9 protein-coding genes and 1 pseudogene are annotated in these 14,383 nt (G+C 71.7%); 8 read left to right on the top strand and 2 right to left on the bottom strand.

The genetic code is table 11. From position 1 onward, the window contains the following. Nucleotides 1–48 precede the first annotated feature (48 nt). The 6 genes from pheS to FWJ67_RS06995 all read left to right on the top strand — a co-directional run bounded on the left by pheS (nucleotide 49) and on the right by FWJ67_RS06995 (nucleotide 9,157). Entirely contained in the window at nucleotides 49–1,128 is a 1,080-nt protein-coding gene (pheS, locus tag FWJ67_RS07020; protein WP_369686537.1) for a phenylalanine--tRNA ligase subunit alpha, read from the top strand. After that, nucleotides 1,125–3,560 (top strand): phenylalanine--tRNA ligase subunit beta, encoded by a 2,436-nt coding sequence (gene pheT, locus FWJ67_RS07015; protein WP_304171647.1) that lies wholly within the window; start codon nucleotides 1,125–1,127, stop codon nucleotides 3,558–3,560. The genes pheS and pheT overlap by 4 nt, the downstream gene beginning before the upstream one ends. Further along, nucleotides 3,557–4,045, top strand: a complete 489-nt coding sequence (locus tag FWJ67_RS07010) for a CvpA family protein (RefSeq protein WP_414481994.1) — start codon at nucleotides 3,557–3,559, stop codon at nucleotides 4,043–4,045. Before pheT ends, FWJ67_RS07010 begins: the two co-directional genes overlap by 4 nt. A gap of 24 nt (nucleotides 4,046–4,069) precedes the next feature. After that, nucleotides 4,070–5,803 carry a DNA polymerase/3'-5' exonuclease PolX gene (gene polX / locus FWJ67_RS07005; RefSeq protein WP_414482658.1) on the top strand — a complete coding sequence of 578 codons (1,734 nt, stop codon included), beginning with the start codon at nucleotides 4,070–4,072 and terminating at the stop codon, nucleotides 5,801–5,803. A gap of 149 nt (nucleotides 5,804–5,952) precedes the next feature. After that, nucleotides 5,953–6,681: an N-acetylmuramoyl-L-alanine amidase family protein gene (locus tag FWJ67_RS07000; protein ID WP_304171653.1), complete on the top strand. Its 729-nt coding sequence runs from the start codon at nucleotides 5,953–5,955 to the stop codon at nucleotides 6,679–6,681. A gap of 88 nt (nucleotides 6,682–6,769) precedes the next feature. Further along, on the top strand, nucleotides 6,770–9,157 hold the full coding sequence (locus FWJ67_RS06995; RefSeq protein ID WP_414482657.1) for an endonuclease MutS2: 2,388 nt from the start codon (nucleotides 6,770–6,772) through the stop codon (nucleotides 9,155–9,157). On the opposite strand, the gene FWJ67_RS06990 is transcribed toward FWJ67_RS06995, so the two are convergent. Further along, complete coding sequence (locus FWJ67_RS06990) at nucleotides 9,135–11,276, bottom strand: transglycosylase domain-containing protein (RefSeq protein WP_304171658.1); 2,142 nt, start codon at nucleotides 11,274–11,276, stop codon at nucleotides 9,135–9,137. The genes FWJ67_RS06995 and FWJ67_RS06990 overlap by 23 nt on opposite strands. Before the next feature lie 155 nt (nucleotides 11,277–11,431). Between FWJ67_RS06990 and tyrS the strand changes: the two genes are divergently transcribed. Beyond that, nucleotides 11,432–12,664 (top strand): tyrosine--tRNA ligase, encoded by a 1,233-nt coding sequence (gene tyrS / locus FWJ67_RS06985; protein ID WP_304171660.1) that lies wholly within the window; start codon nucleotides 11,432–11,434, stop codon nucleotides 12,662–12,664. A gap of 52 nt (nucleotides 12,665–12,716) precedes the next feature. Continuing rightward, nucleotides 12,717–13,430 carry a sporulation protein YunB gene (yunB, locus tag FWJ67_RS06980; RefSeq protein ID WP_304171662.1) on the top strand — a complete coding sequence of 238 codons (714 nt, stop codon included), beginning with the start codon at nucleotides 12,717–12,719 and terminating at the stop codon, nucleotides 13,428–13,430. A 54-nt stretch (nucleotides 13,431–13,484) separates the two neighbouring features. Here the strand turns inward: yunB and FWJ67_RS06975 are convergent. Beyond that, nucleotides 13,485–14,291 (bottom strand): annotated as a pseudogene (locus FWJ67_RS06975) (EamA family transporter); the annotation flags it as partial. Nucleotides 14,292–14,383 lie beyond the last annotated feature (92 nt).

Below are 14,383 nucleotides of genomic sequence, written 5' to 3'. Positions count from 1 at the left end.
AGGGTGGCCTTTTTCTATGATGCCGAGGTGGAGCGAGGAGGGAGTGCCGTGGACCTGGAAGTCGGGTCAGTCCAGGAGGAGGCCCTCGAGCAGGTGGCCCGGGCCCAGAGCCTGCCCGAGTTGGAGCAGGTGCGGGTCGCCTACCTGGGCCGGAAGGGGAAGCTGACCCAGCTCTTGCGCCAGATGGGGGAGCTGCCCCCCGAGGAGCGGCCCCGGCGGGGGGCGCAGGTGAACGAGGCCAAGCGGCGGGTGGAGGAGGCCCTCGAGGCCCGGAGAAGGGAGCTGGCCCAAGCGGAGGAAGAGCGGCGGCTAGCAGCCGAGCGGCTGGACGTCACCCTGCCCGGCTGGCGGCCCGCCTTGGGCCACCGGCACCCGGTCAGCCTGGCCATGGATGAGATTCTCCGTTTCTTTACCGGCCTGGGGTACGAGGCGGTGGAAGGGCCTGAGGTGGAGACGGACTACTACAACTTCGAAGCCCTCAACATCCCACCGGACCACCCCGCCCGGGACATGCAGGACACCTTCTACCTCCAGGGGGAGCTCTTGCTCCGGACCCACACCTCCCCGGGCCAGATTCACACCATGGAGGCCTGCCGGCCCCCGGTGCGGGTGGTGGTCCCGGGCCGGGTCTACCGGCGGGATGCGGACGCCACCCACTCGCCCATGTTCCACCAGGTGGAGGGGCTCCTGGTCGACCGGCGCGTCACCCTGGGCGACCTGAAAGGGACCCTGATCGCCTTTGTCCGGGCCATCTTCGGCCAGGACCGGAAGGTCCGCTTCCGACCCAGCTACTTCCCCTTCACCGAGCCCAGCGCCGAGATGGATGTAGCCTGCTGGGTCTGCGACGGTGCGGGCTGCCGGCTCTGCGGCGGCGAGGGCTGGATCGAGATCCTGGGGTGCGGGATGGTCCACCCCCGGGTCTTGGAGATGGTGGGGTACGATCCCCAGGAGGTGAGCGGCTTCGCCTTCGGCATGGGGGTGGAGCGGGTCGCCATGTTGAAGTACGCGGTCTCCGACATCCGCCTCTTCTTCGAGAACGACCAGCGCTTCCTGGCGTCCTTCCCTGCCTATCTGGTGGAGCCGCCCCAGCCCGGAAGCCCAACCCTGCAGGAGGAGGTCGGAGCATGAAGGTCCCATTGGAGTGGCTGGCCGCCTACGTGGATGTGGACGAGCCCCTGGAGGTGGTGGCCCGGCGGATGACGGCGCTCGGCCCCACGGTGGAGGCCATCCACCGGCCGCCGGCAGGCGTTCTGGAGGCGGTGACCGTCGCCCTCATCCGGGAGGTCCAGCCCCATCCCGATGCCGATCGCCTGTGGGTCTGCCAGGTGGAGACGGGGGAGGGCGTCCGCCAGGTGGTCAGCGGCGCGCCCAACACCCGAGCCGGCACCCGGGTGCCCTACGCGGCCCCGGGCACCCGGCTCCCCGGGCCCGAGGGCCAGGAGGAGGCCTTTCTCATCGAGACCCGGACCGTCCGGGGCGTCCGCTCCGAGGGGATGCTCTGCTCCCAGGCGGAGCTGGGCGCCGGGCCTGACGGGGACGGCCTCTGGATCCTGCCGGAGGAGGCCCCGGTGGGCCGGCCTTTGGCTGAGGTGGTTCCCCTGGCGGGGCAGGTCTTGGAGTTTGAGACCTACGCCAACCGGCCCGACTACCTGAGCATCCTGGGGCTGGCCCGGGAGTGGAGCGCGGCCAGCGGAAAGTCCCTCCGTCTCCCGCCCGCGGGCTGCCCCGAAGGGGAGGTGCCGGTGGAGGAGCGGGTGGCCGTCTCCGTGGAGGCGCCCGACCTCTGCCTGCGGTACGCCGCCCGTTGGGTGGAGGGGGTGACCATCGGCCCCTCGCCCCGCTGGATGCAGGAGCGGCTCCTCCAGGCGGGCATGCGGCCCATCAACAACGTGGTGGACGTGACCAACTACGTCATGCTGGAGATGGGCCAGCCCCTCCACGCCTTCGACGCTGACCGGGTCCGGGAGGGTGCCTCGGGCAAGGCGACCCTGGTCATCCGGCGGGCCCGGCCCGGGGAGAGGCTGGTCACCTTGGACGGGGTGCAGCGGGCCCTGACGCCGGAGATGCTCCTCATCGCCAGCCCCAGCAAGCCTTTGGTGGTCGCGGGCGTCATGGGCGGGGAGGAGGCGGAGGTCCACGCCGGCACCCGGGATGTAATCTTGGAGGCGGCCACCTTCCACGGCCCGTCCATCCGGCGCACCTCCCGCCAGCTGGGCCTCCGCTCCGAGTCCTCCCTGCGCTTCGAGAAGGGGCTCGACCCGGAGCTGGTGCCTCTCGCCCTGGACCGGGCGGCTGCCCTCCTGGCCGAGCTGGCCGGGGGAACGGTGGCCAAGGGCCGGATCGACGTCTACCCCGAGCCCCGGCCCAAGGTCTGGGTCTCCCTCGCCACGGAGCGGGCCAACCACCTCCTGGGGACCCAGCTCTCCACCGAGACCATGGCCCAGGCCCTGCGGGCTCTGGACTTCCGGGTGGAGGCGACGGCCGAGGGCCTGCGGGCCCTGGCCCCCGTCGGCCGGACCGACATCGAGCGAGAGGCCGACCTGGTGGAGGAGGTGGCCCGGGTCTACGGCTACGATCGGATCGAGCCCACCCTCCCCGCCAGCCGGCAGGTGGGCGGCCTGGGGCCCGTCTTCCACGCGCGGGACCGGCTCCGGGACCTGCTGGTGGGGGCGGGTCTCAGCGAGGCCATCACCTACAGCTTCGTCGACCCCCAGGACCTGAGGCACCTGGGGGAGCCCGAGGAGGCCTGGCTCCACCTGGAGAACCCCCTCTCCCGGGAGCAGTCGGTGATGCGGACCACCTTGCTGGCCAGCCTCCTGCCGGTGGCCCGGCTGAACCTGAACCGGTTCCAGTACAGCGAGGAAGCCTCCGTTGCCCTCTTCGAGCTGGGCCGGGTCTTCTCCCGGAACCAGCCTGAGGAGGAGCGGCTGGGCCTGGTCCTCACGGGCCGCCATCCGGTGCGCTCCTGGCAGGGCCGGCGGGATCTCCACTTCTTCGATCTGAAGGGCCTCATGGAGTTGGTCGCCGATCTGGCGGGCCTGCCCCTCACCCTGGAGCCCGACGGGGGCTTCCCCTACCACCCGGGCCAGTCGGCCCGGTGGGTGGTGGAGGGGGCGGCCATCGGACGCTTCGGCGCGCTCCATCCCCGGGTTCAGGCGGCCTTCGACCTGGCCGACCGGTGGCGGCGGCCGGTCTTGGTGGCGGAGGTGAGCCTCGCGCCCTTGGTGGCCGGTCTGCAGCGTTCGCCCCATGCTCGGGTGCCCTCGGCCTTCCCCAGCGTCCAGCGGGACCTGGCCCTGCTGGTCCCCAAGGCGGTTCCCGCCGGCCGGGTCGAGGCGGCCATCCGGGAGGCGGCGGGGCCCTTCCTGGAGAGCCTGGAGCTCTTCGACCGGTACGTGGGTGAGCAGGTGGGGCCGGACCAGGTGAGCCTGGCCTACCGGCTCAGCTTCCGAGCCGGCCGGACCTTGACCGACGCGGAGGTGAACGCTCAGGTGGAGGCGATCCTGGGCGCCTTGGGGGCCCTGGGGATCCGCGTCCGGTCAGGAGGGAGCAGCGCATGAACCCCATGGACGGGGTGGGTCTGGCCATTCTGGCCCTGGCCGTGCTCCGGGGGATGATCCGGGGGCTGGCCCGGGAGCTCCGGGGCCTGGGGGGCATCCTGCTGGCGGTGGTGGCCGCCTTCAAGCTGCGGATCCCCCTGGGCCGCGGGCTCGCCCGGATGATGGGGAGCACCATTCCCCTCTGGGTTTGGGAGGCGGCCGCTTTCCTGGTCCTGCTCCTGGTCGGTGTGGCCCTGGTGGCTGCCCTGGCCTCCCGGCTCTGGGGGAAGCCCACCACCACGGGCACCATGGTGGTCGACGTGGCCGGCGGGGGACTCCTCGGTCTGGTGGAAGGGTGGCTTCTCTTCGCGGCCATCGTCGCCCTCCTGCTCACCTGGCCGGGAGCGGAGGTGGCGGGCCTGCTGGGCGGTTCGGACCTGGCGGGGCTCACCTTCCGCTTCCTGCCCGTCCTCTACCGGTTCCTCTCGGGCTCGCCCGTCCTCTAACGGTGGCCGGAAGGAGGGAGACGGGTGCAGAACTTGCAGCTCGCCGCCATCTTCCGGGAGATGGCCGACCTCCTGGAGGTGAAGGGCGAGAGCGTCTACAAGATCCGGGCCTACCGCCGGGCGGCCGAGCAGCTGGAGCAGCTGCCCGAGGAGCTGGGCGAGGTGGTCCGTTCCGGCGAGATCGATCGGGTGCCCGGCTTCGGCAAGGCCCTGGCGGCCAAGGCCCGGGAGTTCGTGGCCACGGGCCAGGTGGCCGACCACCAGGCCCTCTTGTCTGAGTACCCCGCGGAGGTGCGGGAGCTCTTGCGGGTGCCGGGGGTGGGCCCCAAGCTGGCCGACCGCCTCTTCCGAGAGGCGGGGGTGGCCAGCCTGGAGGCGTTGGAGGCGGCCGCCCGGGAGGGGCGGCTCCGAGGCCTGCGGGGCTTCGGGCCCCGGGCGGAGGAGCGGATCCTGGCGGGGATTGAAGCCCTGCGGCGGCAGGAGGGCCGTCGGGGTATCGGGGAGGTTTTGCCCCAGGCTCGCTGGCTTGCCGCCCAGCTGGAGGCCCTCCCCCAGGTGGAGCGGGTGGCCATCGCCGGCAGCCTCCGCCGCTGGAAGGAAGAGGTGAAGGACGCGGATCTGGTGGTGGCCAGCGGCGATGCCGAAGGCTTGGTGGCCGCGCTGCGGGAGCGGGGGCTGGCCCAGGAGGTGGGCGGCGGCACGGCCCGGGTGCCCTTGGTCCTGCCCACGGGTTTGAAGGTGGACCTGCGGGTGGTGGCGCCGATCCACTTCGCCAGCGCCCTCCACCACTTCACCGGCTCCAAGGAGCACCACCTCCTCCTGCGGGAGCGGGCCCGCCGCTTGGGCCTCTCCATCAGCGAGTACGGCATCGCCCAAGGCGATGGCCCGCCCGAGTCCGTCGCCTCCGAAGAGGCGCTCTACCAGCGTCTGGGCCTGGCCTGGATCCCGCCGGAGCTGCGGGAAGGCCAGGAGGAGCTGGAGCTGGCCGAGCAGGGCGCCCTGCCCCGACTCGTCACCCTGGAGGACCTGCGGGGGGATCTCCACATCCACACCGACTGGTCCGACGGCCGGGCCTCCCTGGAGGCCATGGTGGAGGCGGCCCGGGCTCGGGGGTACGCCTACGTGGCCATCTGCGACCACTCCCCGGCGGTGCGGGTGGCCGGGGGGCTGGAGCCCGACCGGTTGCTGGCCCAGGTGGAGCGGATCCGGCGGCTGAACCAGGAGCTGGATGGCTTCCAGGTCCTGGTGGGGACGGAGGTGGACATCCTGGCCGACGGCCAGCTGGACTATCCCGATGAGCTCCTGGCCCAGCTTGACTTCGTCGTCGCCTCCATCCACAGCCACATGAGTCAGGACCCGGAGACCCTCCTGGAGCGGTACCGGAAGGCCCTCGCTTCCCCCTGGGTGGACTGTATCGGCCACCCCACCGGGCGCCTCCTAGGGCGCCGGGAGGCCATGGCCGTCCCCGTCGAGGCTTTGGTGGAGCTGGCCGCGGAGCGGGGGGTCGCTCTGGAGATCAACGCTTCGCCCGAACGATTGGACCTGGACAGCCGCTGGGCCCGCCTGGCCGCCCGGGCGGGCGTTCCCTTGGCCATCAACACCGACGCGCACCACCCCGACCACCTGGCCTTCGCCGAGTACGGCGTGGGGGTGGCCCGCCGGGCAGGCTTGACCGCCGACCAGGTGATCAACGCCTGGCCGCCCGAACGGCTCCTGGCGTGGATCCGGAGCCGGCGGGACCGGGCCCGTCGGAGGTAAGCCCCCGGCCCGGCCAGGGTGGCCTTTGCCCGGGGTCTGGTTGGGCGCCCGGGAAGTGGCTCGGGGGCCGGAAAGTACCGGAAGGATGGGGGTACGGCCCGTCTAATCGGGAAAGAGGCGTGGCTGAGGGCTGCAAGGGAGGACGGGCCGTGCGGTACGTGCAAAGGGAACGGGGCCGGCGGGAGCGGCTGGCCGCCAGTCCACTGGCTACACTGATCCTGCTGGCGCTTCTGCTCTTTTCGCGGGGGGATGAGCCGCTCTCCCAGCCGGTGGGGCGCGGGCAGGGGAGCCTGGCCGGGCGGGTGATCGTCGTCGATCCGGGCCACGGGGGGACCGATCCGGCCCGGGGGGATGTGGGCGCGGAAGGGGTGGGCCCCGCCCCCGAGAAGGAGAACGTCTTGAACATTGGGCTGGCCCTGCGGCGGGAGCTCCAGGCCCTGGGCGCCGAGGTGGTCATGACCCGGACGACCGACCGGAACCCGGCCGACGGCGGGCCCTACCAGAACGACCCGCTGGGCCAGCTGAAAGCCCGGGTGGCCACCGCGGTGGCGGCCAAGGCCGACGCCTTCATCTCCATCCACAACGATTGGAACCAAGACCCCGATCAGGAGGGGGTGACCACCTACTACTACGACGCCGCCTCCCGGGCGCTGGCCCAAAAGGTCCAGGCCAACTTGGTGGCCGCAACGGGAGCCAAAGATCGGGGCGTCCGCAAGAACGGCTTCTACGTCCTGCGGAACACGCCGGGGCCGGCGATTCTCGTGGAGACGGGTTTTGTCAGCAACCCTCAGGAGGCGTACCGGCTGAGCGATCCCGCGTACCAGGCCCGCATCGCCCGGGGGATCGCGGCCGGGGTGGCCCAGGCTTTGGGCCGCTGAGGGGCGGCTTGGGCCGCGCCGGGAACGGCCTTGGGGTGCCGAGCGACGCGCGGCCCGGGCCGGGTGACGGGGCAGGAGGGGTCGAGCGATGGAGCGCGATCAGATCAGCCAGGAGAGCATGCGCATCTTGGAGTTTGACCGGATCCGGGAGCGGCTGGCCGCCCTGGCCCAGTCTGAGCCGGGGCGGGCCCTCTGCCTGGCCCTCCAGCCCCTCTTCGATCGGGAGGGGGTGGCCCGCCTCCAGGCGGAGACCCGGGCGGCCACCGAGCTCTTGGCCCAGGGACTCCGGCCGCCTCTGGGCGGGCTTTCCGATGTGCGTCCCCTGGTCGATCGGGCGAGCCGGGGGGCGGTCCTCTTCCCTGAGGAGATTGTCCGGGTGCGGGCCACCTTGGGCGCCTCCGCCCAGATGCGGGCCTTCCTGGAGGAGGCGGGACCACCGGAGCCTCTGGCGCCCCTGGCCGAGCGGCTCATCCGGCGGCCGGAGCTGGAGCGGGCCATCGACCGCTGCGTCGATGAGAACGGCGACGTGCTCGACTCGGCCAGCGACGAGCTGGCCCGCCTCCGCCAGCGCCAGCGGGAGGTTCAGGCCCGGATCCGCCAGCACCTGGAGCGGCTGGTCCACGACCACCGGATGCAGGATGTGCTCCAGGAGAGCCTGGTCACCGTCCGGAACGGGCGGTATGTGGTCCCCGTCCGGGCCGAGCGGCGGGCCGACGTCCCCGGGGTGGTGCACGATCAGTCGGCCAGCGGCAACACCCTCTTCATCGAGCCCCTCGCGGTGGTGGAGCTGAACAACCGCCTCCGGCGGCTGGAGGCGGCGGAGGCCGAGGAGATCCGCCGGATCCTGACCAGTCTGAGCCGCCGCATTGCCGAGGATGGGGCCGCCTTGGCCCCTGCGGTGGAGAGTCTGGCCCAGCTCGACCTGATCTTCGCCCGGGCCCGGCTGGGTTTCGAGATGAACGCTGTGGAGCCCGTCCTCAACGGGGAGGGGCGCCTCCGGCTCGGCGGGGCCCGCCACCCCCTGCTCGCGCCCCCGGTGGTCCCCATCGATCTTTGGCTGGGCGATGCCTTTCACGTCCTGGTCATCACCGGGCCCAACACGGGCGGGAAGACGGTGGCCCTGAAGACCGTGGGCCTCTTGGCCCTCATGTGCCAGAGCGGCCTGCAGGTGCCCGCCCGCCAGGCGGAGCTGCCCGTCTTCCGGGCCATCTATGCCGACATCGGCGACGAGCAGTCCATTGAGCAGAACCTCTCCACCTTCTCCTCCCACATGCGCCGGGTCATCCCCATGCTGGAAGAGGCGGGGCCCGAGGATCTGGTTCTCCTCGATGAGGTGGGGGCAGGCACCGACCCCGACGAGGGGGCAGCCCTGGCCGAAGCCATCCTCGAGCACCTCCGCCAGCGGGGGGCCCGGGTGGTGGCCACCACCCACTACAGCCAGCTCAAAGGGTACGCCTACCTGACCGAGGGTGTGGAGAACGCCAGCGTCGAGTTCGACGCGGAGACCCTCCAGCCCACCTACCGCCTTCAGATCGGGCTGCCCGGCCGCTCCAACGCGCTGGAGATCGCGGCCCGTTTGGGCACGCCGCCGGAGGTGATCGAGCGGGCCCGCCAGCGCCGGCCCGCCCACGCCCACCGGGCTGACGAGCTGATCATCCAGATGGAGACCAGCCGCCGGGCGGCCCAGGAGCACGAGAGCCGGACGGCCGCCGCCCGCCGCCAGGCGGAAGCCTTGCGGGCCCAGTACGAGCGGCTGCTCCTGGAGCTGGAGGAGGAGCGGGAGCGCCTCCTGGCCGAAGCCCGCCAGGAGGCGGAGCGGCTCTTGCGGGAGGCCCGCCGGACCGCGGACCAGACCCTGGGCGAGCTCCGCCGCCTGCGGGACGAGGCGGCGGCGGAGGAGGCCCGCCAGGCCCGAGACCGGCTCCTCGCGACGCTGGAGGCGGTCCAAGGCGCTGAGGCGCCGGCCCAAGCCGCGCCCCCGCCGGAGCCCGCCGGCGAGACGCCCCCCTTGGCGCCGGGGGTCCGGGTCCGGGTGGCTGGGTTGGGGCAGGAAGGGGTGCTCCTCAGCCTGCCCGAGGGGGGCGGGGAGGCCGAGGTGCAGGTGGGGCGGCTCCGGGTCCGGGTGGGGGTGGAGCGGCTCCGGGTCCTGCCCGGCGCGCCCGAACGGCCCGCGGTGAAGGAACCGGTGCGGGCTGGGCGGCGGGGGAGCCTGGGCCAGGCCAAGGCCCAGACCATCAAGACGGAGCTGGACCTGCGGGGGCTGCGGGTGGACGAGGCGTGGAGCCGGGTGGAGAAGTACCTGGACGACTGCCTCCTGGCGGGCCTCACCCGGGTGCGCCTCATCCACGGCAAGGGGACGGGGGCGCTCCGGGAGGAGATCCGGCGCCGGCTGGACGAGGTGCCCCACGTCCGGGAGCACCACCTGGCCCCTCCCGACGAGGGCGGCGACGGAGTCACCGTGGTAGAACTCGGTTGAACCAGTCCCACAGGAAGTGGAAGGGCGACGCCGGCTGGCACCGGGGCGAGGGGTCGGTGGGCTGGGTGCCGGCGATGAAGAGCTCGGAGCGGATCTCATCCCGGGGGATGCCGGCGCAGCCGTCGCTCACCAAGCCGCCCGTCCGGATGTCGATGGGGATCCCGTCCACCAGACCTGGGGGCCGGGCGAAGGTGGAGGCGGGCACGTTGGCCAGCGCGTTCCGGGCGAAGCGGCCCCACAGGTGGGCGGCCCCGGCCGAGCCGATGCGGATGGTGCCGCCGTCGGCCGTCTCGTAGACCATGGGCTGGGCGGCGGCGTCGTTGCCGATCCAGACCGCGGCCACCAACTCGGGCGTGTAGCCGATGAACCAGGCGTCGGTGAAGTCGTTGCTGGTCCCTGTCTTGCCCGCCACGTCCCGCCCAGGGATGGCCGCGTTCCGCCCTGTGCCCCGCTCCACCGCATCCCGCAGCATATCCGTCACCAGATAGGCGGTGGCCGCGTCCAGGACGATCTCCCGCTGGGGCGTGGTCTCCCAGAGGACCAGCCCGGAGGCGTCCGTCACCCGCTCAACCGCGTAGGGCTCCGTCCGGATCCCCTGGTTGGCCAGCACCGCGTAGGCCTCGGCCATCTCCAAGGGGGTGACGCCCCGGGTCATGCCACCGATGGCGAAGCCCAGGTGCCGGTCCTGAGGGGTGATGGAGGTAATCCCCATCCGCTCCGCCATGCGGATGACGGGGGCGATGCCCACCTGCTCCATTAGCTTGATGGCGATGATGTTGACCGAGTCCACCAGGCCGTCCCGGAGGGTGACGGGTCCCCGGAAGGTCCCGTCGTTGTTCCGGGGGCGCCAGACGGGGACCTCCTCCTCGCCCTCGGCTTCGAAGGCGCTCGTCCCCTCGACGAACTGGTAGGGGTACTCCACCGGCTCGTCCACCAGGACGGTGGCGGGGGTGAACCGCCGGGAGTCGATGGCGCTGGCGTAGACGAAGACTTTGTTGGCCGAGCCGGGCTGGCGGTAGGCCTGAACCGCCCGGTTGAACTCGTCGTCATCCCGGCCGCCGATCATGGCCCGGATGGCCCCCGTGGCCGGGTCCAGGGCGACCAGGGCCGCCTGGGGCATCCGCAGGCCCTGCTCGTTCCGCTGGTTGGAGAGGCTGTCCAGGTAGGTCATGGCCTGCTCGGCCGCCTGCTGCCAGGCCGGGTCGAGGGTGGTGTACACCTTGAGCCCGCCCTGGTAGATCTCCTCGTAGGTGAAGCCGTACTTCTCCACCAGCTCCCGCATCACGTACTGGATGAACCACCGGTCCGACTCCCGCCCCTCGGAGGGCGCGGGGCGCGCCGAGGCGGGGATCACCTGCAGGGGCTCCGCCTTGGCCGCCTCCGCCTCCTGCTCGGTGATGTAGCCCTCCTCGGCCATCACCTCGAGGACCAGGTTCCGCCGGGCCAGCGCCGACTCAGGCCGGGTGTAGGGCGAGTAGAGCCCCGGGTTCCGGATGATGGCCGCCAGGAGGGCCGACTCGGGCAGGGTGAGCTGGGAGACGTCCTTTCCGAAGTAGTAGCGGCTGGCCGCTTGCACGCCGTAGATCCCCGGCCCCCAGTAGATCTCATTCAGGTACGCCTCCAGGATCTCTTCCTTAGAGTACTTCCGCTCGATCTGGATGGCCCAGAGAACCTCCCGCAGTTTACGGGTGAAGGTCTTCTCGTGGGTGAGGAAGGCGTTCTTGGCCAGCTGCTGGGTGATGGTGCTGCCGCCCTGAAGCTTGGCCCCTGCCCGCAGATCGACGATGGCCGCCCGGAGGATGGCGGCGATGTTGATGCCGTGGTGGTTGTAAAACTGCTGGTCTTCGATGGCGATCACCGCGTCCAGGAGGCTCTGGGGCACCTGGTCGATGGTGACCGGGATCCGGCGCTGCCGGTAGCGGACGGCGATTTCGTCACCGTAGCGGTCGTAAAAGTAGGTGACCGTTTGGGGATCGAAGGTGATCTCATCAAGGCTGGGGGCGCTGGCCAGGTACGCGGTGAAGCCGCCGCCGCCCAGCCCGATCAACAGGCAGAGCGCGAAGGTGGTGAGGAGAACGATGAGAGGCCGTCGGGGACGGCGCTCGGATGGCTGGGGCAAGCTCCTTCCCTCCGCGCTGTGACGTTGCCCGTATTATACCACACCCTTTCCAAGCCCCGAAACGGATGGAACCCTTTTTCCTCGGCCTTTCCGTTCCTTGCTCCCTCAGGGAGCCCAGGGCTATAATCGGGGCCAGGGAGGCGGAGGCAGTGGACGTGAGACGGATCAGCCCCGAAGAGGCGCTGGAAGCCATCCGGCGGGGCACCGAGGAGATCTTTCCCGAAGAGGAGCTCTTGGAGAAGCTGAAGGAGAGCCACCGGACGGGCCGCCCGCTCCGGGTGAAGCTGGGGATCGACCCCACCGCCAGGGATCTCCACCTGGGCCACTTGATCCCCGTTTTGAAACTGAAGCTCTTTCAAGATTTGGGCCACCAGGCCGTCTTGATCATCGGCGACTACACCGCCACCGTGGGCGACCCCACGGGCCGGAACGAGGCCCGGCCTCCGCTCTCCCACGAAGAGGTGCTGGAGAACGCCCGGGATTACACCCGGCTCCTGTTCCAGATCCTCGACCCGGAGCGGACCGAGGTCCGTTGGAACGGCCAGTGGTTCGGCTCCATGTCCTTCCGGGACGTCCTCTGGCTCTTGTCCCAGATGACCCTGGCCCGCATGCTGGAACGGGAGGACTTCCAGAAGCGGTACAAGGGCCAGCTCCCCATCAGCCTCCACGAGATGGTCTACCCCTTGATGCAGGGGTACGACTCGGTGATGGTCCGGGCCGATGTGGAGCTGGGCGGCATTGACCAGAAGTTCAACATCGCGGTGGGCCGGGATCTCCAGCGGGCCAAGGGGATGGCGCCCCAGGTGGGGGTCTGCAACCCCCTCCTGCTGGGCACCGACGGCCGGGAGAAGATGAGCAAGAGCCTGGGGAACACCATCCCCTGGGACGGCACCCCCGAGGACCAGTACGGGAAGCTGATGTCCATCCCGGACCCCCTCATCTGGCCGTACCTGGAGCTCCTCACCGAGGTTCCCATGGACCAGGTCCGGGCCTGGCAGGCGGCGGTCGAAGAGGGGAGCCTCCACCCCAAGGAGGCCAAGATGCGCCTGGCCCGGGAGGTGGTGAAGCGCCTCCACGGGGAGGAGGCGGCCCGGGCGGCCGAGGCCCACTTCGAGCAGGTCTTCAGCCGGCGGGAGCTCCCCGATGAGATGCCCGAGGTCCACGTGGCGGCCCAGGACGCGCCCGGCGGGGAGATCTGGCCTGTGGCTCTGGTGGTCCAGGCGGGGCTCGCGTCCTCCAACAGCGAGGCCCGGCGGCTCATCCGCCAGGGCGCGGTCCGGCTGGATGGCGAGACGGTCACCGACGCCAACGAGAACGTGATCGTCCGGGACGGGATGGTCCTCCAGGTGGGCCGCCGGCGCTTCGTCCGCCTCCGCTACCAGGGATAGGGTCAGGTTTGGCCCGCCCCCTTCGTACCATCCCATCAGGGGGTGGGCGCGGATGGATGGCGCGGGCGGGCCGCCGGCCCCAGCCGCGCCGGGCTTTCGGGCCCGGGTGGTCCTCAGCCTCTTCGTCACCCTGCTGGTCCTGGGCATGGTGGTTGCCTCCTGGGTGGTGGACCGCCAGCTCCAGGGGCCCATCCGGGCCTGGGCCCAGACGGTGGCCGAGAACCTGGCCTCCCGGGCGGTGGCCGTCGCGGTCCGGGATCGGGTCGCCCCTTCCCTCGCCGGGACGCCCCTCAGCCAACCCCTCTACGACGGCAGCGGACGCCTGCAAGGGATCACCTACGCCACCGGCGCCATCACCCGCATCGCTTCCGAGGCCGCGCTCCACATCCACGACCAGTTGGAGGCGGCGGCCGCCGCCCAGCTGCCCGTGCCCCTGGGTCAGATCCTCGGCCTGGACTTTCTGGCCGCGGCGGGACCCCGGGTGGGCGTCCGGGTGGTGCCCGCCGGCTCAGTGGAGGTGACGCCCCGGGCCACCTTCCAGGCCGCGGGGATCAACCAGACCCTCCACCGGATCCTCCTGGAGGTGACGGTCCACGTCCAGGTGGTCATCCCCTTCTACGCGCCCCGGGTGACGGTGGTCAGCCAGGTCCCGCTGGTGGAGCAGCTGGTGGTGGGCCAGGTCCCCTTCGTTTATATGGACTGGTCGGGCGATCCCCGAACCCTGCCTCCGGGGGGCTTGCGCTGGGACCACCCGCCCGACCGTTGAGAGGGCGAGGCCCGTCAGGGTGAGGCTGCATCCCAGAGCCTGGGCGGGGGTGAGCCGCTCCCCCAGGACCAGCGCGGCCGTCACCAGTCCGGCCACCGGCACCAAGAGGGAGAGGGGCGCCACCTGGGAGGCGGGGTAGCGGGCCAGGAGACGGTTCCACGCGCCGGAAGCGAAGAGGGTCGCCCCGTAGGCCAGGTAGAGGACCACGGCAGCCAGGCGGAGGTCGAAGGCGTGGAGGGTCTCCACCAGGATCTCGGGGCCGCCCAAGGCGACGGCCAGGGCCAGCAAGGGCAACGGCGGCACCAGGCTGGACCAGACCACCAGGCGGACCATCGCCTCGCCCGCGGCTGCGGCCGGGCCCGTCGCCCGGCGGATGAGGATGTTGGAGACGGCCCAGCAGAGGGCGGCGCCCCCCGCCAGGGCCCACGCCAGCGGGGGGATGGGCCCGCTGCCGGCGCCGGGCTGGGTTGCCACCAGCCCCAAGCCGCTCGCGGCCAGGGCGAGCCCCGCAGCCTGGCGCCGGCCCACGGGCTCCCGGAGCAGGAGCCCGGCCAGGAGCGTGGTGAACAGGGCCTGCACCTGGAGGACGACCGAGGCCAGGCCCGCGGGCAGGCCCAGGTGGATCGCGGTAAAGAGGCAGGCGAACTGGCCGAAGCCGTTGGTCAGGCCGAAGGTGACCCAGACGCCGGGCGGCAGGGCCGGCGGGGGGACCACCAGCACCGCGGGGAAGGCGGCCACCAGGTACCGGAGGGCGGCCAGAAGGAGCGGCGGCACGTCGTCCAGCCCCAACCGGATGACGGTGAAGTTGGCCCCCCACACGGCGACGGCCAGGAGGGCCAAGGTCACGTCGCGGGTGCTCATCGGCCAGTGGGTGCCTCCACGCTCGTGGTCCCCCTTGGACCCTCTATTCCGGCGGGGGAGGGGCGGCGCCTCTCTTGGGAGCTCGGTCGCGG

The sequence above is a fragment of the Limnochorda sp. genome, assembly GCF_047459355.1.
GTDB lineage: Bacteria > Bacillota > Limnochordia > Limnochordales > Limnochordaceae > Limnochorda.
The sequence above is the reverse complement of the archived record's forward strand: the minus strand, read 5'-3'. Positions and strand labels throughout refer to the sequence as shown.

Bases quoted from the DNA above. Each gene is read 5' to 3' on its own strand.
- pheT (WP_304171647.1), top strand. From the start codon at position 1,125: ATGAAGGTCCCATTGGAGTGGCTGGCCGCCTACGTGGATGTGGACGAG.
- FWJ67_RS07010 (WP_414481994.1), top strand. From the start codon at position 3,557: ATGAACCCCATGGACGGGGTGGGTCTGGCCATTCTGGCCCTGGCCGTG.
- FWJ67_RS06995 (WP_414482657.1), top strand. From the start codon at position 6,770: ATGGAGCGCGATCAGATCAGCCAGGAGAGCATGCGCATCTTGGAGTTT.
- yunB (WP_304171662.1), top strand. From the start codon at position 12,717: ATGGATGGCGCGGGCGGGCCGCCGGCCCCAGCCGCGCCGGGCTTTCGG.